Consider the following 19,851-nt stretch of genomic DNA (forward strand, 5'->3'; position numbering starts at 1 on the left):
TACTTCCACCTCAAAACAAAGCCAATCAACCACAGAGACTGGATTGACTGGCTTTTTAGCATTTACTTAACCACCGGCTGTTCGGTAAAACTGTGGTAAGGCGGTGGCGAAGGCAATGTCCACTCCAACCCTTCAGCACCTTCCCAAACTCTGTCTGTGGCCTTTTTGCCACCTTTCACACAGCTGATAATAATGTACACAAACAGCAACTGAGACAGGCCAAGTACGAATGCACCTATTGTAGAAATCATATTGAATTCTGCGAATTGCAATGCATAGTCCGGAATCCGGCGAGGCATCCCAGCCAACCCGACGAAGAACTGTGGGATGAAAGTCACATTGAATGAAATGGCTGTTAACCAGAAGTGCAATTTACCCAGCTTCTCGTTGTACATATGGCCCGTCATTTTTGGCAGCCAGTAATAGACGCCCGCCATAATACCCATGATGCCACCAGCAAACAGGGTGTAGTGAAAGTGTGCTACCACGAAGTAGCTATTGTGGTACTGCGCATCCGCAGCCACATCAGCCAGCACCAGACCCGTCAGGCCACCAACACCAAACAGAATAATCCAGCCAACGGTAAACAGCATGGGTGTTTCAAAGCTCATGGAGCCTTTCCACATCGTGCGTATCCAGCAGTAAAACAACACGGCCAATGGCAGTGAAATCGCCATGGTGCTATACATAAAGTAGAGCAAAGCAGGCACTGGCATACCGGCAGTAAAGAAGTGGTGCGCCCATACTACGACAGCCAGCGCGCCAATCGCCCACAAGGAATACACTTGTGCCTTGTAGCCATACATGGGTTTGCGGCTGAATGTTTGCAGAATTTGTGGGATAAAGCCCCAGACCGGCAGCAGCAAGATATACACTTCCGGGTGACCGAAGAACCAGAACAGATGCTGGAACATGATAGGGTCACCACCACCGGCAGCGTCAAAGAAGTGTGTACCAAAGTGACGGTCTGTCAGCAACATGGTCACTGCTCCTGCCAGTACAGGAATTGTTGCAATCAGCAGGAAAGCCGTAATCAGCCAACCCCAGGCAAACATAGGCATTTTCATTAAAGTCATGCCAGGCGCGCGCATGTTGTAAATGGTCACAATGATGTTAATCGAACCCAGTACAGATGAAATACCGAGCAAGTGCACCGCAAAAATAGCGAAGTCGACGCCAATGCCGCCTTGCACCGACAGTGGCGGATAGAACGTCCAGCCTGTCGCCAGCGCACCATCACCCACGCCAAACAAAGCCAGGGTAAATGGCAGTGTCAGCAGGATGGCTGAAGGTGGCAAAATCCAGAAACCCCAGTTATTCAATCGTGGCAAGGCCATGTCCGGCGCGCCGATCTGCAATGGCAGCATCCAGTTGGCAAACCCGGTCGCTGCTGGCATCAGTGCTGCAAAGATCATGATCAATGCATGCACACCAATTAGCTGGTTGAAAAATTCCGGATTCATTAACTGTAAGCCCGGTTTGAATAATTCGGCACGAATGCCAAGAATCATGGAGCCACCTACCAGAAACATGATAAGTGAGAATGTCAGATACATGGTCCCGATATCTTTATGGTTGGTGGTGGTTAACCAACGCATAATCCCGGTTGGGTGATCGTGATGCTCATCATGATGTGCTACGGTTGTAGTACTCATAGTGCTCTCCTAAAATCGCTCAAATATTTATTCGCGTGCAGCTTTGACTTGTGCGGGCTGCACCACTGCATCCACTGCGGCGGTATTACCAAGCGCATTACGCTCGTAGGTAATCACTGCGGCAATTTCCGTATCATTTAGTGTCGCTTTCCAGGCCGGCATCACGCCTTTACCATTCAGCACACGATCCATGTGACTGTCTTTCTGGTATTTACCATCTGCGCCAAAAATCGGGCCAGTAGCAACCTTGCTACCTGTCAAGGCTGGGAATGCCGGAGGCAATCCTGCACCGCTCACCTGGTGGCAAACAGCACAGTTTTTCTCGTAAACGGTTTTACCCTGGGCGATCAATTCATCCTTAGTCATTTCTTTGACATCGCTGGCCGCTTTTTGCTCATCCTGTTTTTTATTCGCCCACTGTGCAAACTCTTCTTTGGAAACCGCATTCACAACCACAGGCATATATCCGTGACCCTTGCCACAAAGCTCTTTACACTGGCCTCGATAAACGCCAGGCTTCTCAACTTGCACCCAGGTTTCGCGGATAAAACCAGGCACCGCCACACGGGAAGAGCCAAACTGAGGCACCCACCAGTTATGCAACACATCCGAAGCAGTCATTAAAATACGCACCTTCTCGCCCACAGGTAGCACCAGTGGATTGTCGACTTCAAGTAGGTAATGCTCGCCCTTGTCTTCGGCGTTATGCATCTGTCCATCTGTCGTTGCCAGATTGCTGACGAATTTAATGCCCTTTGCATCGCCATCCAGATATTCATATTGCCAGCGCCATTGTGAGCCGGTGATCTTGATGACCATGGTCGACTGGTCACGCGTATCTTCCATCATCACCACGCTGTGGTAAGCAGGAATCCCCATGATGACAAAGTCGATCAGCAACAGAATGGCAAATGGGATCAGCGTCCAGAAAATTTCAATCGCGGTTGAGGGTGCTTTATCGGCCACAGGTTTGTAGCCTTTGCTGTGACGGTGAGTCACAATCGAGTAAATCATGATTGCCAATACCACCACAAAAATCACGGCTGTAATCAGCATAAATTTGTTATGTACGTGGAGGGTATCCAAAGCCATGGGTGTCACAGGCTCTGGAAAATTCCAGGTGAAGTCAGCACGTGCACTTAAAGACAAGAACAATGCGAACGCACCAACCCCGAGTTTCTTCATCCCTTGCATCTAATCACTCCAAAATCCAGTTATTTAGTTTTTAAAAGCATTCGCTTGAGATGAGATGCCACTTGCTCACGCTGCACGTTGTCCATGGTATCTCGACCAAACTCAACTTCTTCATTATGGGACCCAATCCACAGTGACGTTTTACCGTCCTCACCTTCCCTGAGCGTTACCCGGGTCCAATAGCATTGAAAGCGAGCAAGCTTTATTTTCCCCAACACACTTTGCTCGATTTCAATATGGTTCTCGACGAAAGTGATTTTTTCGTAATCACCCCGGTGACGCAGTACAACCACAAACGCCAGAACCACCAACACCAACTCCAAGCCAGCAAATGGCAACACCATCCAGGCACCGATGTGAAAAAACCCCATCGCTATCAGCCCTGAAAGGACCACCAGACTGAGCAATAGCTTGAGCACACTTTCTGTGGAAGCCGATGCATTCGGTTTGGTGATACATTGTGTTTCGCAAATAGATAACATGTTTGCCAACCCAGAATTTAGCTTGTAGCAACTAAATTACGTTTAGTTACAAATTTGTTACACGTTGTAAATTAGCACAAGACGCCCGGAGTGACAAGACAAAAAAATGAGGTTAAACCTGTCATGAATGTAAATTTATGGTTGACAGAAGTTAACAAAAACGCGCCAACTGCTTAACTTTTTTAATTGCAAATACACCCGCCAATGCCTGAAAAACTAAGCGTTAGCAGTCAATTGCCTAGTGGCAAAAAGAGGAATAAGCCATCCAAAAATGAACAGAAACGACCGCATTGAGTAAATTTAATGTTTCATGTTGTCACATTTTTGTGGTTGCCTAACGAACGTTTCATGATTAAGCTAACCGAATAGAAAATCCAGAATGTCCCGTGGCGAAAATGCGAACACCCTTCCGCTTCGGTGCAAAAGCAGCAGTTTTTTTGTGTTGATTGATTAGAAATGCAGCAGTGTGACCGCCGTTCACAAAAGCGTATTTTTAGTGTCAAAGCGGCCCCACTGCAAACAGCAACGAATGATAGCCATCATTTTTACGGGGGCCAAACACATGGGCATACAACATATTTCAGCCAACAAAATAAACGCTGACGACGACATCTTCATTCGCCAGGTTACACCCCATGTTATTCCAGACTGGTTACATGCGGGGGTGACTGACATCCACCTTGGCGGCCGCGCCAGCCTGTTCTATGGGATTATTTTTGCGGCGGTGGGGGTGATCATCCACACCATTTTTGCTGAAAACTACTGGTTATTGGCGGGGACGACGACTGGTTTTTTCCTGCTGGGACCATTTTTGGCAATGGGACTTTACGACTTGAGCAGACGGATGGGGGCAAGCGAACAGCCAGCGCTCCCCCCTACACTCACGGCATGGCTACCCAACCTCATCAACATATCCATATTCACGATGCTATTGATTCTTGTGTTTTTTGCCTGGATCAGGTTATCAATGAGCATATTTGCCCACTACTTCAATGGTGCACTGCCCACTTTTGCCGATGTGGTCATCAATGTGTTCACATTTAAACAACCCACATTTCTATTTGTCTACTTTTCTGCTGGTGCCATGTTTGCGACATTCATATTCAGCATCAGCGTCATTGCCATGCCGCTGATGCTAGACCGTAACGCAAGCGCATGGACTGCAGCCATCACCAGCCTGCGCACATGCGCACGCAATCCGGTCACTATGGCACTATGGGCGTTTTGCATTGTGGTGCTAGTTGGTTTCGGCCTGGCGACAAACTTTCTAGGGTTGATCTTGACCATGCCGGTGGTCGGGCATGCCAGCTGGCATGTTTATCGAAGCCTGATTGAAATCAAGAATTAGGTGGCGTGACAAAGAGAATGAGAAGACTCACAGCTGTGCTCTTGTCATCAGCTGGGCGTAGGCAGAAGACTCTGGAAAAGTTGACAAGAAAATTTCAAACGCATCTATAGGCAACGGCTTACTGAAAAGATAGCCTTGGTATCTTGTGCAACCTTTCTTGAGCAAATATTCGAGCTGTTCGATCGTTTCCACACCCTCAGCAATCAGCACCATTTGCAAACTACTACTTAGCGAAACCAATGTTTTCACGATGGCTTTATCGTTGTCATTGATCAACAAATCCTGGACAAAAGACTGATCTATTTTCAATTGCTCAAACGGCAGGTGCTTTAGGTAGTGCAACGAAGAGTAACCTGTACCGAAATCATCCAGGGACCAACTGACACCGAAGTCTCGCAACGACCGCATCTTTTGAATAGTGATATCGACCTCTTTTGCCAGCATACTCTCAGTCAGCTCGAGCTTTAGTTGCGAAGGTTTCGCGCCACTGCGGGTCACGATTTCTATCACCTCCTGCACAAAGTCCGGTTGCCGCAACTGAGATGCACTGACGTTCACGGCAATCGTGAGATGGGCCATTTTGGGATCTTTTGCCCATGTCACCAAATGCGCGCAAACCTCTTTCAGTACCCACGCCCCTATCGGCAAGATGAGTCCCGTTTCTTCTGCCGCCGATATGAACATACCTGGCGGGATCATGCCACGCGTAGGATGCTGCCAGCGAAGCAGTGCTTCTGCGCCAAATATATGTCCTTTGGCATCCACTTGCGGCTGATAATGCAAGCAAAAATGCCCCTTAGCCAGAGCCTCATGCATATCCGCATACAACGAGTGACGTATCGTGACATCGGTCTGCATGACAATCAGGGCAACGCCTAGTACGCCAAGGGCAGCCAGGTAATTCGCCCACACTCCTATTGAACGAACATCGCTATCAGCAACCAGATCTGGCCGCGTAATGCCCATGTGTGAAGCGCCAAAAACAAAACACCCCAGCAACATGATAAACGGCAAAATCACCCGCAAATAAAGATTGTCATTGCGAAACACCAGGGTTGCACCAGCAGCAAGTGGCAAAAAGTACATATGTACAGATCTGACCACTCCTGCGACGGGCGCATCGAGAATACAGATCAACGTAATGGTCAATAGCAGTCCATGGGCTATCCAAATGGCAGTCAATCGATCGCGACCAGCGTTGAGCAAGGTAAGGCCCAACAAACCCAGTACCACTAGCATCAGGTTACATGCCATTAAAAGCCATTTGGCATGCGTCACGTAATAAGCACTCCAAGCCCCGCCCAAAATGATCGGCGCCCAAACGCCAATGGCAAGCAAAAGCCTCATCCTGAGAAGATGCGGGTCTTGGATAGATTGAGAAATCTCGCTTTTAAAAAGCTTAGAGATGAATAATCGCTGCATGAAAAGTGGTTAAATCGCAAGCCTTGGAAAGTATCCATTCCTCAAATGCATTCGGTAGAAAATTTGCCTATGCATAATCATTTCTGGATGGTGGCTCCATCATAATTGAATCAACTCAGCCACAATCACGAAAACACCGAGCTTTGGCACCCTTTATTCGTTTTAAGTACTCAGAAGTCCTAAATCACATGCAATAGCATGAAGTAAAAAAGGCCTAGATTTTCATCTAAGCCTTTAATTCATATGTTTCTAAATCAGGAGGTTATTTAAACGAATAATTAGCGGTCAACATCACTGTGCGTGGATCACCTTGATAACACTGAGTCATGCTGGCACAGCCTGCAATGTATTGTTTATTCGCCAGGTTTCTGGCATTGAGTGCAAACCGCCATGAAGCAGTATTGTAATAAAGCCCCGCATCAAACAAAGTATACGATGGGACATTAAATGTGTTCTCACCGTTACCTGCTTGGTTTCCAATATATCTTGCGCCAGCCCCAACACCCAAACCTTGTACCCATCCAGATAAATCATAGCGAGCCCATACATTCGCCATATTTTTGGCAACCAATATGGGGCGCTTACCCAAGGTATTGGTTGTGCTCTTGGTGATCTCCGCATCAATGTAGGTGTAAGTAGCCACCACATTCAATCGATCTGTTAACTGACCGGTTGTTTCAAACTCAAACCCTTTGTGGCGTTGCTCACCCGTTTGTATATTGAAGTTAGCGTTGTTAGGATCAGGTGTGGTTGCGTTCTGCCTCCTCAAGTCATACACCGCAAAAGTAGTACCGAACTGATGATCTGGAGACTCATATTTAATACCGGCTTCGTGCTGTTCACCGGTTTCAGGCTTGAAGGGAGACCCATCTGCCGTATTGCCGGTTAAGGGCAAAAATGACTCGCTGTAGCTGATATAAGGCGACCACCCATTCTCAAACGCGTACAGCAAGCCTGCCTTACCTGTCATTTTTGAAGGATCAGATTTTGTAAGGCTGTTGTTAATGCGGGTTTGCAGCAAATCCGTCTCATCATGACGTAGACCCAGCTGCACATTCCAGCCATCGCCAAACTTGATTAAATCTTGTAGATAAACACCATACTGCCTGGCCATATCACTCCCTGTACTATTGGCAACGACAATAGGTGCCCCGACCACAGTGGCACCATAGTTTGGTTGAAACAGGTTAAGCGCTGTCAGGCTGCGGTTAGTAAAAGTGCGTTCCATGTTGTAGTGCAGAATATCTGCGCCTACCAACATGTCATGTTTTACTCCAAACATGTTGAAATGCGCTGCGAGTTGGTTATCCATCGTCCACATTTGGGCAGATAGATTCCGCACATTCAACCGACGTTGATAGTTAAGCTTATTGGCAGTTAATCCATTGGTAGTATCGGTAAAAGCGCCATCGACATTGAAAGTGCTATATCTGACATTTTGCCTGAAGGTAAACGTGTCATTGAACATATGAGAGAACTCGTAACCAAACAAGGAGATTTCGGTTTCGTATTTATCAAGACCAGGGACACCTACAAAACGGCTGAGAGGGATATTGCCATTTGGGTTAGAAAGCACAGTGCCCTCTGCCGGCAAACCTCGCACTGGGACATAACGACTTTTCTGATAGCTGGTCAGCAAAGTAATGCTGGTGCGATCGCTAATATCCCAGGTGAGTGATGGCGCAATATAAGTGCGGCTACGGTCTACAAAATCCACTTTATCATCGCTTTCTGACTTCAGGGCGACCAAGCGATAACGTAGCGTTCCACCCTTATCCAAGGCATCAGAAAAATCCGCCGTCCATTGTTGCTGATCATAATTTCCCAAAGTCAGCCCGACTGTTGCCAATGGTTTGTCCGTTGGCCGCTTGCTCACGACGTTAACAAAGCCTCCCGGGCCAGTTTGACCATACAGCACAGAAGCAGGCCCCTTCATGACCTCTACACGCTCAAACCCGAACGGCTCAGACTGCACCCAGGCGGTGTCGTAAAACATCCTCATCCCGTCACGCAACACGTAATCGCTTTGAACAAATCCTCGGATAGAAAAATCATCAAGACCGCGCCGTCCTCTTTGCCCGGCATCAACCCCAGCCACAAATTTGAGCGTATCTGCCAAAGTTTGAACGCTTTGGTCGCGTATTTGCTCGCTGGAAACTACCGAGATTGATTGCGCAGTTTCATTAATCGGCGTCTCTGTTTTTGTAGCAGTACGTGCCTGTGATGCTTTGTATTTATGGATAGGCCCAGTGGCTGTCTCTTTGGCTTTGCCTGAAGTAATCACTACTTCAGGTAGTGTATCGGGTTGATTGTCTAACTCTTGCGCGAAGGCGTCTATGTAAGGGCAAGACAAGATCACCGCTAAACAAGCGGATTTAATGTTCATTTGGTCACTTTCATGATAATGTTAACGATTCTCATTAACATGATTGTATCATTGCGATGCAACACAATTCCCTGAAGAAAAACCAGAAAAAGATAATTTTAAGTAAAGAGGTCTCTGCAATTGCTGACTCACGCCTCCCTATATACGATACTCAAAGTACGAACGACAATTTACCTTTAGCTATAAAATTAGCTTTCTATACCTGAATAAATAGCTTAGATATCCCAATGACTTCAACCATTACTCACAGGGCAAAATCTTTACCACCCAAGCCAACGTCCAGATCTCGTCGGAGTTCGTTTCTAAAGTGGTTGCGTGATATCCACGGCTGGCTAGGGTTGTGGGGGGCTGTTTTAGGATTACTGTTTGGCGTCACCGGCATCATCCACAATCATCGCACTGTACTAAAAATTGAACTGGAAAAACCCACAGCCAGCCAAATCCAAATGGCCGTACCAGAAACAGCCAAAAAGTCTCCCGAAGCAATGGGAATCTGGCTACGCGATGCATTGTCGATGGACCGTGAACCTCGCCTCAAAAAAGAAAACGCCGAGACTGTTTCATGGAATGGCATGGATGTTATCCAGCCAGAACACTGGGATATCCGCTTTGTGGCCCCTCAATATAAAGTCGTTGCAGACTACTGGGTTGGGTCAAACATGGTGACCGTTAAACGAACGGATGAAACCTGGGTAGGAACGATAGATAACTTTCACAGAGCAAACGGAGCAAACGTCGGCTGGGTTCTCTTGGCTGATAGTATCGGCGGCAGTATGATTTTGCTGTCAATCACCGGCGTGCTGCTATGGACGGAGCTTAATCGCAGAAAAACGATTGGCGCCATTATTTTTATCGCATCAATCGCAGGAATGATCTTTATAGGCTTTAAAACAATGTTTGCGGGGTAGTTTAAACCTGCACACATTCTTTCACTTTTGGCTTATTTCTTGGATATGCTTAAAGATACGTCGATGCTATGAATGAAACATATATGTAGCGCAAACATTCCACCCAAATACTCTGTAATGAACTTAATGTATATGTGAAGAGACGGTTTGATATGAAAAAAGGCCTAGATTTTCATCTAAGCCTTTGAAATTCATGCTATTTTGAGTCTTTTTGGTACTACTTTAGAGTACTTCATGGTGCGGGAGCCTGAACCGAATGTTTCATTTTGAGCCTTTATTCAAGCCAAATTAATAAATACCATAAGTATAGTTATACAAATTGTTATACATATTTACGAATGCTGAGGAATAAAAAAACCGCCTTGTTGGCGGCTACACAACATCGATTTAGACATTATTGAGCTGTTGCAATAGGTTTATCTTGAACTGTTACACTGAAACCATCAAAAGTCTTAGGAATATTAGACCGATTAAAAAAGATATGTGGATCAATCCAGACAAGCAAATGTTTGCCACCCTTATCATTTAAGGGAATGATATTGTAATATCCCTTTGGCAGGTTAAGACTATCGTACAATTTGCTAGCAGCCTCTTCAAGTGAAATACTCATCATATGTTGTGACCTCTCACTAATTGGACATTAAAGTATTGCAATATGTTCCTAATAGGTAAAACATACGAATTACCTTGATTGTCACCTGCAAACACAATACCCACTGCTTTCAAAGTACCACTTATATCTGCAACTACCAAAGATCCAGAGTCTCCCGGCAAAGAGAAAGGTGTTCCTTGAGGATCATTTACCAAAAACACATTATGGAAAAAAGCTAACTGCGGGCCGATGCCATGCGCGGTGTAATTACATCCCCATTCACCATGTAACATGCCTTGAACATAGCCTGTTGTATAACCGGTTGTTCTACCAACTTTATAAACAGTATAACCTGCTTGCAAATCTTCAATTTCATCTGGAGTATCGTATTTATCCCCTTGCATTGAGGATACCCTAGAAGGATCTGCAATTTTAAACATTGCCGCATCAAGGTTACTTGAAACATCAACATTGGCAGAAACGCCTGAAATAAAGGGTGCAGAGCGGACATGATGTCCTATAGTGAATGGATCTATCATTCCAGGATGTATATCTACATGACCAGGGGCCAGTATTTGTTCATTCTCTAGTGTGAAATTGCAATTGCCTGTCACATGATTATTAGAAATGCCAAATATTTCTCCGTTATCATTTTTTACCAAACAACCCAACGTACCCGACCCAATGTGCCTAGCAGGGTGTATAGAGCTACCACATGTATAGATCCCTGCTGCCGTTAGAGTATAGGGAGAAGCTGTATTCCCTGGTTGTTGTGCCTGAGCATTATTAGCCTGTATATATTCAACCCTATATTCTTGTGTGAGAAATTTAGGCAAAGCCTCATGGTCTTTTTTAGCTAATTGCTTCTTGAGAAGGACATATATTATTTTTGCCGACTGGTTATACGCAAAACCAATAATATTCTTTTCCTTTAACAGAGTCTCTGAATTGGCAAACTGTCGGAAATTCTCAGCCGCGAGAGCTTGATTCTCATTATTGACAGGATGAATCGGAAAAGAGGAATTATATAAATTTCTTGATATGGCCCAATTTTGCAGCGCTTCAGTAGCTTGTTCTATAGTAGCCATCTTTTTTCTCTTATATTTTGATTACTAAATCGACGATTTACAGGATAAGACTCTAATCTTTAACTACCAAAAACACAATCGAGCAATAATTTAAAGTGAGTCTACGGATGCTATTTTTGTAAGAATGAAACAGTCAACACTCGCCCACAATCCTTTTACTGCTTGTTCTATCATCTCTGTAATTTTCAAAAACTTAACAAAAATTCTAACGACCCCCTAGAATTACAATTCCGCTCCTATTTGGCTTTTTCTTTTATGCCTTATATCAGCCAAGTTAAGGCCATTGCCTACGACCCAATTTCGACTTCAGATATTTCCGATGCTTCTTCAACATTACTCGCCGCTAAGTGCCGAGTCCTCAGATCTTCAACCTGATCAGCCGTTAGCTCCTGTACTGTTAACTCCGGCAAATCGATGACTTCTGTTTGATTGTCTCTAGCAAAATGTTTTTGAAGTATATCGGACGTGTTCTTAAGCGCTGTTGAATATGCCGCTGCACCCCTCATTACTTGTGCCGCTGAATTAACATCAGTAGCTCTTAGATGCTCACTTGCTTCAACAAGTATCTCTCGGACATGACTTACATGCGCAATATCATCAATAAGCAACTGAGCTATCGCTTGTTTGATTGCCGGATCGCTACGAAGCAATAACAAAGCTTCCTCCCTAGCCACATCAATTAGCTCACTTTTGAGGCTACCTTTCTTTACACCTGAAATAGCCAAATGCCTTTGCACAGTTCTAACTCCAAGACCCAGACGCTTTGCTATTGCAAGATTTGTGTAGCCTGCTTCCCGAAAAGCTACAATTTGAGCTTCAAGTGTTGGCGTGACAGTTGTTCTTTTAGCTTTCATTTAATGTACCGCCTTTGATATCTCACAAACGAGATGAGCTGGTGCAGATGGTAAATATATATACTCACCGTTAGGCGGTGCAGTCGACATATCTTTTTCCAGCATTACCGCACCGGTATTCGGTGCAGGTAATGATGCTGTTACACCGGTAGCCGGTACGACTTTTATATTGGCCGCACCGATTACAGGTGTATGTGCTTTTTTAGGCAGCATAGGGAAAAGCGGCGTAAAGGTAGCTCTTTGATATGCTCGTGAGTTCATATCCAACCCTTCAGTAATATCCAGCCCTAGCCACCCTAATGCATACCATGAAGGACGAGAGAGGGGAGGTCGCATACCCTGCCTGGTCATAATCAAGAAACCGCCTTGCACAAGTTCCTTCAGCGCCTTTGTTATGGTGTCGTTAGATCTCCAACCTAAAGGCTTTAAATACTTGCTGCACGCCACCAGCGCCCCGTTGTTATCTCCTCTATACTGAGCGGCAATATCAATTAATAAACGACATGCGGCATGATTAAGTGCGCGATACTCCATACTCATGATGACACTATGCGGCAGGGCCGTAAAACGACCCTGTATTTTTCCTCGCTTAGCATCTTTTCGTTTGCTATAGCTGGCGCCCATTATTTACCGCCGAACTTTGCATCAAGGCCTAGTAGTTCAATGGTTCTTTGCTCGAAAGCTTCAACATCTCGAATAAACTCATTAATCTGATTATCAGAATCGCCCTGAAGCTCATCCATAGAATCTAAAAGTTTAGCTCTATAAATGTAGAGTGTAACTTCGTTAACTAGACCATTGAATTTCCTTGCGAGTGCTGAAGTGCTCGTATCTCTAAAACATTGGAACGCAGTCTTTAACGCTTTCAAATTAGCCACTTTCTTTCTTACTATTTCTAAATCAGTCATAATTAAGCAGCCTCTCTGTTCGCAATAAACTCACGCAAAGTGTTTAACTTTACCGTTGTCGTGCGCTCCGTAAGTTTGGTAGTTTTGAGTTGTCCTTTTGAGACTAATCGCCAGAATGTGGCTATCGATACTCCAAGTAGCCGAGCGCAGTCCTTCGGTCTCAAATGGGCTTCATCCGTGCATAGGCCAAAAATAGTTTGACCTGATTTATTGCGTAGTTGACTCATGGAAACTCCTATAATTTGATTTAATTTCAAGATCGATAATGACCTATCTGATTTATATTATAGGCAGCCGTGGCTAGGATTTAACCGGCGTGAAATCTGAGGGAAATAGGCGGTTATAAGAAAGCGCCTACCATTGGGTAAAAATCAATTTACCACTTAATTAAACATACGAAATTTTACATAGATTATGTGAATTGGCTCGATTAAATTAAGCTTGTTTGAACGGTAATACACTAGCACCCTTTTTTAGCTCATCAATATAATCAGCCCAACGTTGCATCATGATTTTGCGGTCTTTCAAGAATTGCGCTCTTTCATAAGCCGTGCCCAAAGGATTAGCCACAGAGTGCGCAAGCTGTCGTTCGATGTGTTTAGGGTCTAAGCCTAGCTCCTGCTCTCCTAGCGTCTGTGCAACCGCTCTGAAGCCGTGACCTGTGATTTCTGCTTGCGTGTCATAACCCATGTTGCGTAATGCTGCATTAATCGCGTTTTCACTCATAGGACGTTCATGTGTGCGGCCACCGGGGAAAACATACATGCCATGACCAGAGAATGGGCGCATCTTTTCAATGATGGCTATAGCTTGGGTAGATAAAGGCACAATGTGCTGAGTCTTTGTTTTGGTGACTAGATAGCGCCACTCATTGTTTTCAAAGTCCAGATCAGCCCATTTCATATGACGTAACTCACCAATACGCTGAAATAACAACGGAGCAAGCTTCAACGCACACTGCACAGTGAGCGTGCCTGTGTAGCCGTCAATACTTCGCAGAAGGTCTGCAAAGTCTTTAGGCTCGATCATGGCAGCCATGTTCTTTACTACTGGTGGAGGCAATGCACCTTTAAGATCTGGTGCTGGGTTGTAAGTAGCAAACCCTTTTTGAATGGCATAGCGGAAAACCTGCCCAGCAGTTTGAATAACTCGGTGAGCGGTTTCTAGCTTGTTCTGTTTCTGCAATACGCTGGTGGTCTCTAAGACCATAGGCGCGGTAATGCTTGAAACTGCCTTCTGGCCTAGGCTTGGGTATAGGTAAAACTCCAACCAGCGTTTAACGCGCTGCTGGTGCCGTTCTGACTTGCTTTTATTGTGTAGTGCGTGCCATTCATTAGCGATAGCCTCAAAAGTGTTTAGGGCTTGAAGCTTTGCCAGTGTCTTTGCTTCCTTGCGGGCTTCGCCTGGGTCTTTACCTTCTGCCACCAGCGCACGGGCTTGATCACGACGCGCGCGAGCCTGCTGTAGCGATACTTCAGGATATGTACCAAAGGAGATGAGCTTGGGCTTGCCTAAATGACGATAGCGAAAACGCCAACCTTTTGCACCTTTACTCGTTATGAGAATGGACAAACCTTGGCCGTCTGTGATTGTGTAATCTTTTTCGGTTGGTTTGGCGTTGCGGAGTTGCGTGTCAGTGAGTGCCATGTGTATAACACTTTCGAGCGTATAAATTATTTATACACAAAGTTATACACGAAAAATGTATATGTCAAGCGACGCTATGATATGAAAAAAGGCCTAGATTTTAATCTAAGCCTTTGATAATTATTGCTTTTGTGTCTTTGTGATACTTCTTGAGAGTATTACATGGTGCCGGGAGCCGGAATCGAACCGGCACGCCTTGCGGCGCTGGATTTTGAGTCCAGTGCGTCTACCAGTTCCGCCATCCCGGCATGGGATATAATGTAGGACATCAAAGACCGTTATTATAACCATAATTTTGATTTATGAGAACTCTAGATTTCGATTTTTATCTGCCGCCACACCTGATTGCGCAACATCCATTACCCAACCGTTCAGAAAGCCGCTTGCTGGATGTCAACGCGGCAAACAATACCATTCAGGATAATTATTTCCGCCATATCGCCGATCACTTTGAAGCCGGGGATGTATTGGTACTCAACGACACCAAAGTCATCAAGGCCAGGCTCTTCGGCCAAAAGGCCACGGGCGGCCAGATTGAGGTGATGATAGACCGCGTGCTTTCTTCGCAAGAAGCCTATGCGCAGATCAAATCGTCGCGCTCGCCCAAAGCTGGCGGCTTGCTGCATTTGGCGGGCGATATGCAGGCTGTGGTGATGGGCCGGGTGGCAGATATGTTTCATATCCGTTTGCTTGGCGAGCAATCATGGTATGACTTTTTGGAGCAATATGGTCAACTGCCTTTGCCGCCTTATATTGAGCATGCCGCGGACGAGACGGATGATAGCCGCTACCAGACGGTGTTTGCCAAACATGCAGGCGCCGTGGCTGCGCCAACGGCAGGCTTGCATTTTGACGAAGCGTTGTTGCAATCGCTGGTAGATAAAGGTGTGCATGTGCGCTATGTGACGCTGCATGTAGGCGCGGGGACGTTTCAGCCGGTGAAGGTGGATAATATCGCCGAGCACCATATGCATAGCGAGGTTTACCATTTGCCGGAAGAGACCATCTCTACGATTTTAGCAGCACAGGCCGCGGGCAAGCGCGTGACTGCCGTCGGCACCACTTCATTGCGCACATTGGAGAGTGCAGCGCATGCGGGCAAGTTGTTTGCGCATCATGGTGACACGGATATTTTTATCACGCCCGGATTTGAGTTCAAGCTGGTGGATAGGCTGATCACTAATTTTCACCTGCCTAAAAGCACCCTGATGATGCTGGTCTCAGCCTTTGGCGGCTATGATTTGATGCGTGAAGCCTATGCCCACGCGATTGCCGAGTCTTATCGCTTTTTTAGCTACGGTGATGCCATGCTGATCACGCGCAATCAATCCGCCAAGGGTTAAACTTGCAGACTAAAATAGAGTCTACTGAACACTGATAAAAACTAGGATACGGAGATATGCAATTCATCCCAAACACTTTGAGCGGCCTGGCACTGCTATGCCTGACGCTCACCACACAGGCAGAGATTCTGCCTGAGGCAGAAATTGGCATCAAAATCCCGCTGGCCAAAAAGCCAACCACACGCCCGATGGGGGTTGCTTATTTACCCAGCAACCAGCATTACTATATTGCTGATGGCGGCCTGGCCCCCATGGGTAGTGAGTTTGAAGCGCCGATTTCCAAATCGGAAGTACACGCTTTCACTAGCGATGGTCAATATGTCAATTCAGCAAAACCAGGCTTTGATAACCGTTCTATTTATTACAATCCCAACACAAACAAGCTGGAAACGATTACTTATAACATCTCCAGCGCAGTGGGTTTCTCACCCAACACTGGCATTTACAGCCTGGACGTAGGCGACAAGGGTGAGGTGCTCACGACTTCGGGCGATGTCGCGCAGTTCAACCCGGCCTTTGGCGATGCTGGCACCATGCCCAGTTATGATCCAGTGAGCAAGCATTATTATGCCAAGCAGGACAGGGGCAATATCGTCTTTGTCGTCGATGCCAAACAGCGCGAAAAACTGCAGGAAATCAAGCTCGACTTTGCCAAGGCGCAAGTAGCACATGATGATATCAGTGACCATTACATTGCGTTCACAGGCGTGGCGGGTAACGAATTGGCCTTGCTGGATGTAGATCACAAAGCGGTGCTGATTTTTGACCTGAATGGTCAGTATATGGGCAAGAGTGCTTTACCCACTACCATGAAGTTACGTTCACAGAACCACTTCAATGGCTTGGGTTATACCAATGGCATGATGTTTATCTATCATGAGCCGGAGGGAGAGTTTGGCACGTACTACGGATTTAAAGTGGTCAAGTAAACACCAAACCGCGTAAAAAAACCGCGCATTTGCGCGGTTTTTTATTGGGATATTGACCACGCACTACTGGCTGCTGGTCATATTCACCTTCATCACCTGAGCCGAGGGCGTGTAATGCCAGTGATTGCGCCATGCACCCACCACCAGGTTAGGGTATTCCGGCTTGCCCAGGCTGCCGTTATAACGCCCAAGCGCACGGTAATAATCGCCACGTTCAATATCCAGGTAATGGCGCAAAATCGTACAGCCATAACGCAGATTTAAACGCATATCAAACAGGTTGTGTTCGTTAGTGCCTATGGACTTCACCCAAAAAGGCATCACTTGCATATAGCCGCGGGCACCGACGCTGGAAACGGCGTATTTCTTGAAGCCGCTTTCCACATGAATCAAGCCCAGCACCAGTTGCGGATCCAGCCCTGCTCGGGTCGCTTCATAATGGACAGACTTGAGGAAATCTTCACGATATTGAGGGTCAGGCATGCGCTTTGCCAACCGTGTAGACATTTCCTGCAACCAGGATTGCGCAGCTTGCTCAGAATCGAATATCAGGCGGGGCGCAGCGAGGTCACTGACCGATTTCTGCATCAGCGCCTTGACGCTGTTTGCCAGCGGCTCCTCTTTCTGGTTGCCCGCCATAGAGGGTGCTGACCAGGCGCAGAGGCCGATCAACACGAGCACAAAAGATAAAAAGAAGACTTTTTTCATCCCACCTATTGTAATCACAATATGCACGACAGAGACGCAAAACAAAGGGATGAAATCCCTCTAATTAGTGACCAAGTTTGTCACGCAAAAAGGCCAGACAATCAGTCACTTGCAAGTTTTGTGCCTCGGCGTCAGTACGGCCCTTGTATTCTATCTTGCCTTCAGCCAGACCTCGATCACCAATGACGACGCGATGCGGGATGCCCATGAGGTCACTTTCTGCAAACATGACGCCTGGGCGCTCGCCACGGTCATCGAGCAATACATTCACCCCTGCTTGCTGTAACTGGGCATACAGGTCAAATGCCGCCTGTTTGACTGTCTCGCTCTTATCGAGGCCAATCGGGCAAATCACGACTGAGAATGGCGCCATACTCAGCGGGAAAATAATGCCTTTATCATCATTGCCCTGCTCAATCGCTGCACCCACAATCCGTGACACGCCAATGCCGTAACAGCCCATTTCCATCACTTGCGTCTGCCCATTTTCGTCCAGGTAAGTTGCCTGCATGGCTTCGGAATACTTGGTACGCAACTGGAAAATATGACCGACTTCAATGCCGCGGCACAAACTCAAAGTACCTTTACCATCCGGGCTGGCATCGCCTTCCACCACATTGCGGATATCTGCCACAATGGCTGGCTCTGGCAAGTCACGGCCAAAGTTCACGCCTGCCAGGTGGAATTTAGGCTTATTGGCACCACAGACAAAGTCGCTCATGAGCGCTACGGTCCTATCGGCCACCACGCGCACATTGGCGTTCACGCCCACCGGGCCGATAAAGCCTGGTGGGCAGTTCAGGTTGGCGCGAATTTCTTCTTCGGTCGCCAGGCGGAACTCTTTCACGCCCTCTACCTTACCGAATTTCACTTCATTGAGTTGATGATCGCCGCGTAACAGGGCCAGCGTAAATACACCGTCCACCACCAACGCGACCGATTTCACGGTTTTGTTCACAGGCACTTCGAGCAACTTGGCCACATCTTCACAGGTGGTCTGCTTGGGCGTATCGACTTCACGCATGGCTTCTGTGGCTGCCGCACGGCTACCCGTGGCAATGGCTTCCGCCAGTTCTACGTTAGCGGCATAATCAGAGTGTTCGCAGTAAGCCAACGCATCCTCGCCACTATCTGCCAGTACGTGAAACTCTTGCGAGCCATCGCCGCCAATGGCGCCAGAGTCCGCTTTCACGGCGCGGAATTTGAGGCCAAGGCGCGTAAACACATTGCTATACGCCGTATGCATGGTGTTATAGGTGTTCACCAGGCAATCGACGCTGGTATGGAAAGAGTAAGCGTCTTTCATCAAAAACTCACGCGCGCGCATCACGCCAAAACGCGGACGAATCTCATCACGGAATTTGGTCTGGATCTGGTAAAAATTCAGCGGCAATTGTTTGTAGCTGCTGATTTCCTTGCGCGCGATGTCAGTAATCACTTCTTCGTGCGTTGGGCCAAAGCAGAAATCGCGTTCATGCCTGTCCTGGATTTTCAGCATCTGTGGGCCAAATACTGCCCAGCGGCCGGTTTCTTCCCACAGTTCTTTAGGTTGAACGGCAGGCATCAACAGCTCCAGCGCGCCTGCCTTGTTCATCTCGTCGCGCACGATGTTTTCTACCTTACGCAACACGCGCAACCCCAGCGGCATCCAGCTATACAAACCGCTACCCAATTTCTTGATCAGGCCGGCACGCACCATCAGTTTGTGGCTGATCAGCTCGGCGTCAGAAGGGGCTTCTTTTTGGGTGGCGATGAAAAATTGTGAGGCGCGCATAAGAATAACTTTTAATTAAAATCCGAAAGCGCGATTTTAGCCTTATTCGATGGCGGCGTCACTCGCGCCTACTCCGTTGGCGGGTCTTTTTGCTGTGGTCGCTGCACGATAGGGCTGTCTTCTGGAATATAACCCTCTTTCCAGGTAGACATAGGCACAATGGTTGCCGGATAACCATTATCATAAAACCAGCTATCGACAGCATACTCTGCGTGAGTAGCTTGCTCGCGGATGACAGCGGCACTATGTGGCCAACCGGTAAAAAAGAATTTACGTGTGCGGGTATCCAGAATATCGTGCAACCGGATCAGGCCTGCCTGTTGCATCAGGCGCATGTAAGTCGTGGTATTGATGGCCTCATCATTGCAGTCTTGCTGATGCAGGTAATCACTGTTATTGAACGTTCCGGCCCGGTCCGCCGCCGTCCCTATCTTGGTGCCCACGATGTCTTCGAGTACACCGACAGCCTGGGCGATGGCTGCTCTCTCGCCCTCTGGCGTTTGCGGCAGCGGTGTAAATAAGCGAGTGATATTGTCCCATTCAGCCGTGGTCAGGCTAAGAACATCAGACTGCATACATCCGCCACCCTGACAAATTTCGAAAGCATTGAGTG

18 protein-coding genes and 1 tRNA gene are annotated in these 19,851 nt (G+C 47.0%); 4 read left to right on the forward strand and 15 right to left on the reverse strand.

Annotated elements, in window-relative coordinates:
- Positions 1–62 precede the first annotated feature (62 nt).
- Genes ctaD through ACJ67_RS11680 form a run of 3 tightly spaced genes read right to left on the reverse strand, consistent with a single transcriptional unit; the run spans position 63 to position 3,331 of the window.
- Positions 63–1,655, reverse strand: coding sequence for a cytochrome c oxidase subunit I (gene ctaD, locus ACJ67_RS11670; protein WP_049639215.1), 1,593 nt, complete (start codon positions 1,653–1,655; stop codon positions 63–65).
- A 27-nt stretch (positions 1,656–1,682) separates the two neighbouring features.
- Entirely contained in the window at positions 1,683–2,849 is a 1,167-nt protein-coding gene (coxB, locus tag ACJ67_RS11675) for a cytochrome c oxidase subunit II (RefSeq protein ID WP_049639216.1), read from the reverse strand.
- Between the two features lie 20 nt (positions 2,850–2,869).
- Positions 2,870–3,331 (reverse strand): DUF2244 domain-containing protein, encoded by a 462-nt coding sequence (locus ACJ67_RS11680; protein ID WP_197080615.1) that lies wholly within the window; start codon positions 3,329–3,331, stop codon positions 2,870–2,872.
- 529 nt (positions 3,332–3,860) lie between these two features.
- Between ACJ67_RS11680 and ACJ67_RS11685 the strand changes: the two genes are divergently transcribed.
- Entirely contained in the window at positions 3,861–4,679 is an 819-nt protein-coding gene (locus tag ACJ67_RS11685) for a DUF2189 domain-containing protein (RefSeq protein ID WP_231587170.1), read from the forward strand.
- Between the two features lie 27 nt (positions 4,680–4,706).
- On the opposite strand, the gene ACJ67_RS11690 is transcribed toward ACJ67_RS11685, so the two are convergent.
- Together ACJ67_RS11690 and ACJ67_RS11695 are read right to left on the reverse strand one after the other, a co-directional pair.
- Complete coding sequence (locus ACJ67_RS11690; protein WP_231587171.1) at positions 4,707–6,026, reverse strand: bifunctional diguanylate cyclase/phosphodiesterase; 1,320 nt, start codon at positions 6,024–6,026, stop codon at positions 4,707–4,709.
- 337 nt (positions 6,027–6,363) lie between these two features.
- Positions 6,364–8,487, reverse strand: coding sequence for a TonB-dependent siderophore receptor (locus ACJ67_RS11695; RefSeq protein ID WP_197080616.1), 2,124 nt, complete (start codon positions 8,485–8,487; stop codon positions 6,364–6,366).
- Positions 8,488–8,714: 227 nt separating this feature from the next.
- On the opposite strand from ACJ67_RS11695, the gene ACJ67_RS11700 reads away from it, so the two are divergent.
- Entirely contained in the window at positions 8,715–9,395 is a 681-nt protein-coding gene (locus ACJ67_RS11700) for a PepSY-associated TM helix domain-containing protein (RefSeq protein ID WP_049639218.1), read from the forward strand.
- Between the two features lie 394 nt (positions 9,396–9,789).
- Here the strand turns inward: ACJ67_RS11700 and ACJ67_RS11705 are convergent, their stop codons facing one another.
- The 7 genes from ACJ67_RS11705 to ACJ67_RS11740 all read right to left on the reverse strand — a co-directional run bounded on the left by ACJ67_RS11705 (position 9,790) and on the right by ACJ67_RS11740 (position 14,732).
- Positions 9,790–10,008: a hypothetical protein gene (locus tag ACJ67_RS11705; protein ID WP_049639219.1), complete on the reverse strand. Its 219-nt coding sequence runs from the start codon at positions 10,006–10,008 to the stop codon at positions 9,790–9,792.
- On the reverse strand, positions 10,005–11,075 hold the full coding sequence (locus ACJ67_RS11710; protein ID WP_049639220.1) for a hypothetical protein: 1,071 nt from the start codon (positions 11,073–11,075) through the stop codon (positions 10,005–10,007). Before ACJ67_RS11710 ends, ACJ67_RS11705 begins: the two co-directional genes overlap by 4 nt.
- Positions 11,076–11,362: 287 nt before the next feature.
- The gene (locus ACJ67_RS11715) at positions 11,363–11,929 is read right to left on the reverse strand and encodes a hypothetical protein (RefSeq protein WP_049639221.1); all 567 of its coding nucleotides are present in this window, start codon (positions 11,927–11,929) and stop codon (positions 11,363–11,365) included.
- A complete protein-coding gene (locus tag ACJ67_RS11720; protein WP_049639222.1) occupies positions 11,930–12,553 on the reverse strand; it encodes a hypothetical protein in 624 nt (207 codons plus the stop codon).
- Entirely contained in the window at positions 12,553–12,837 is a 285-nt protein-coding gene (locus tag ACJ67_RS11725) for a hypothetical protein (RefSeq protein ID WP_049639223.1), read from the reverse strand. Before ACJ67_RS11725 ends, ACJ67_RS11720 begins: the two co-directional genes overlap by 1 nt.
- A gap of 435 nt (positions 12,838–13,272) precedes the next feature.
- On the reverse strand, positions 13,273–14,484 hold the full coding sequence (locus tag ACJ67_RS11735; RefSeq protein ID WP_049639225.1) for an integrase arm-type DNA-binding domain-containing protein: 1,212 nt from the start codon (positions 14,482–14,484) through the stop codon (positions 13,273–13,275).
- Between the two features lie 163 nt (positions 14,485–14,647).
- Positions 14,648–14,732: transfer RNA gene (locus ACJ67_RS11740), tRNA-Leu, on the reverse strand.
- A gap of 54 nt (positions 14,733–14,786) precedes the next feature.
- Between ACJ67_RS11740 and queA the strand changes: the two genes are divergently transcribed.
- Together queA and ACJ67_RS11750 are read left to right on the forward strand one after the other, a co-directional pair.
- Positions 14,787–15,827: a tRNA preQ1(34) S-adenosylmethionine ribosyltransferase-isomerase QueA gene (queA, locus tag ACJ67_RS11745; protein ID WP_049639226.1), complete on the forward strand. Its 1,041-nt coding sequence runs from the start codon at positions 14,787–14,789 to the stop codon at positions 15,825–15,827.
- A 56-nt stretch (positions 15,828–15,883) separates the two neighbouring features.
- Positions 15,884–16,756 (forward strand): hypothetical protein, encoded by an 873-nt coding sequence (locus tag ACJ67_RS11750; RefSeq protein ID WP_049639227.1) that lies wholly within the window; start codon positions 15,884–15,886, stop codon positions 16,754–16,756.
- A gap of 63 nt (positions 16,757–16,819) precedes the next feature.
- Here the strand turns inward: ACJ67_RS11750 and ACJ67_RS11755 are convergent, their stop codons facing one another.
- The 3 genes from ACJ67_RS11755 to ACJ67_RS11765 form a co-directional block, all read right to left on the reverse strand.
- Complete coding sequence (locus tag ACJ67_RS11755) at positions 16,820–17,464, reverse strand: lytic transglycosylase domain-containing protein (protein ID WP_049639228.1); 645 nt, start codon at positions 17,462–17,464, stop codon at positions 16,820–16,822.
- A gap of 64 nt (positions 17,465–17,528) precedes the next feature.
- Positions 17,529–19,238, reverse strand: a complete 1,710-nt coding sequence (locus ACJ67_RS11760) for a proline--tRNA ligase (protein WP_049639229.1) — start codon at positions 19,236–19,238, stop codon at positions 17,529–17,531.
- A gap of 68 nt (positions 19,239–19,306) precedes the next feature.
- On the reverse strand, positions 19,307–19,813 hold the full coding sequence (locus tag ACJ67_RS11765; protein WP_049639230.1) for a hypothetical protein: 507 nt from the start codon (positions 19,811–19,813) through the stop codon (positions 19,307–19,309).
- Positions 19,814–19,851 lie beyond the last annotated feature (38 nt).

Origin of the sequence: Methylophilus sp. TWE2 (assembly GCF_001183865.1) — a bacterium.
Lineage (GTDB): Bacteria > Pseudomonadota > Gammaproteobacteria > Burkholderiales > Methylophilaceae > Methylophilus.

Coding starts and splice junctions, on each gene's coding strand:
- ACJ67_RS11725 (WP_049639223.1), bottom strand. CDS start 12,837: ATGACTGATTTAGAAATAGTAAGAAAGAAAGTGGCTAATTTGAAAGCG.
- ACJ67_RS11735 (WP_049639225.1), bottom strand. CDS start 14,484: ATGGCACTCACTGACACGCAACTCCGCAACGCCAAACCAACCGAAAAA.
- ACJ67_RS11765 (WP_049639230.1), bottom strand. CDS start 19,813: ATGCAGTCTGATGTTCTTAGCCTGACCACGGCTGAATGGGACAATATC.
- ACJ67_RS11700 (WP_049639218.1), top strand. CDS start 8,715: ATGACTTCAACCATTACTCACAGGGCAAAATCTTTACCACCCAAGCCA.
- ACJ67_RS11755 (WP_049639228.1), bottom strand. CDS start 17,464: ATGAAAAAAGTCTTCTTTTTATCTTTTGTGCTCGTGTTGATCGGCCTC.
- ctaD (WP_049639215.1), bottom strand. CDS start 1,655: ATGAGTACTACAACCGTAGCACATCATGATGAGCATCACGATCACCCA.
- ACJ67_RS11690 (WP_231587171.1), bottom strand. CDS start 6,026: ATGAGGCTTTTGCTTGCCATTGGCGTTTGGGCGCCGATCATTTTGGGC.
- ACJ67_RS11695 (WP_197080616.1), bottom strand. CDS start 8,487: ATGAACATTAAATCCGCTTGTTTAGCGGTGATCTTGTCTTGCCCTTAC.
- coxB (WP_049639216.1), bottom strand. CDS start 2,849: ATGCAAGGGATGAAGAAACTCGGGGTTGGTGCGTTCGCATTGTTCTTG.
- queA (WP_049639226.1), top strand. CDS start 14,787: ATGAGAACTCTAGATTTCGATTTTTATCTGCCGCCACACCTGATTGCG.
- ACJ67_RS11760 (WP_049639229.1), bottom strand. CDS start 19,238: ATGCGCGCCTCACAATTTTTCATCGCCACCCAAAAAGAAGCCCCTTCT.
- ACJ67_RS11750 (WP_049639227.1), top strand. CDS start 15,884: ATGCAATTCATCCCAAACACTTTGAGCGGCCTGGCACTGCTATGCCTG.
- ACJ67_RS11720 (WP_049639222.1), bottom strand. CDS start 12,553: ATGGGCGCCAGCTATAGCAAACGAAAAGATGCTAAGCGAGGAAAAATA.
- ACJ67_RS11715 (WP_049639221.1), bottom strand. CDS start 11,929: ATGAAAGCTAAAAGAACAACTGTCACGCCAACACTTGAAGCTCAAATT.
- ACJ67_RS11685 (WP_231587170.1), top strand. CDS start 3,861: ATGATAGCCATCATTTTTACGGGGGCCAAACACATGGGCATACAACAT.
- ACJ67_RS11680 (WP_197080615.1), bottom strand. CDS start 3,331: ATGTTATCTATTTGCGAAACACAATGTATCACCAAACCGAATGCATCG.
- ACJ67_RS11705 (WP_049639219.1), bottom strand. CDS start 10,008: ATGATGAGTATTTCACTTGAAGAGGCTGCTAGCAAATTGTACGATAGT.
- ACJ67_RS11710 (WP_049639220.1), bottom strand. CDS start 11,075: ATGGCTACTATAGAACAAGCTACTGAAGCGCTGCAAAATTGGGCCATA.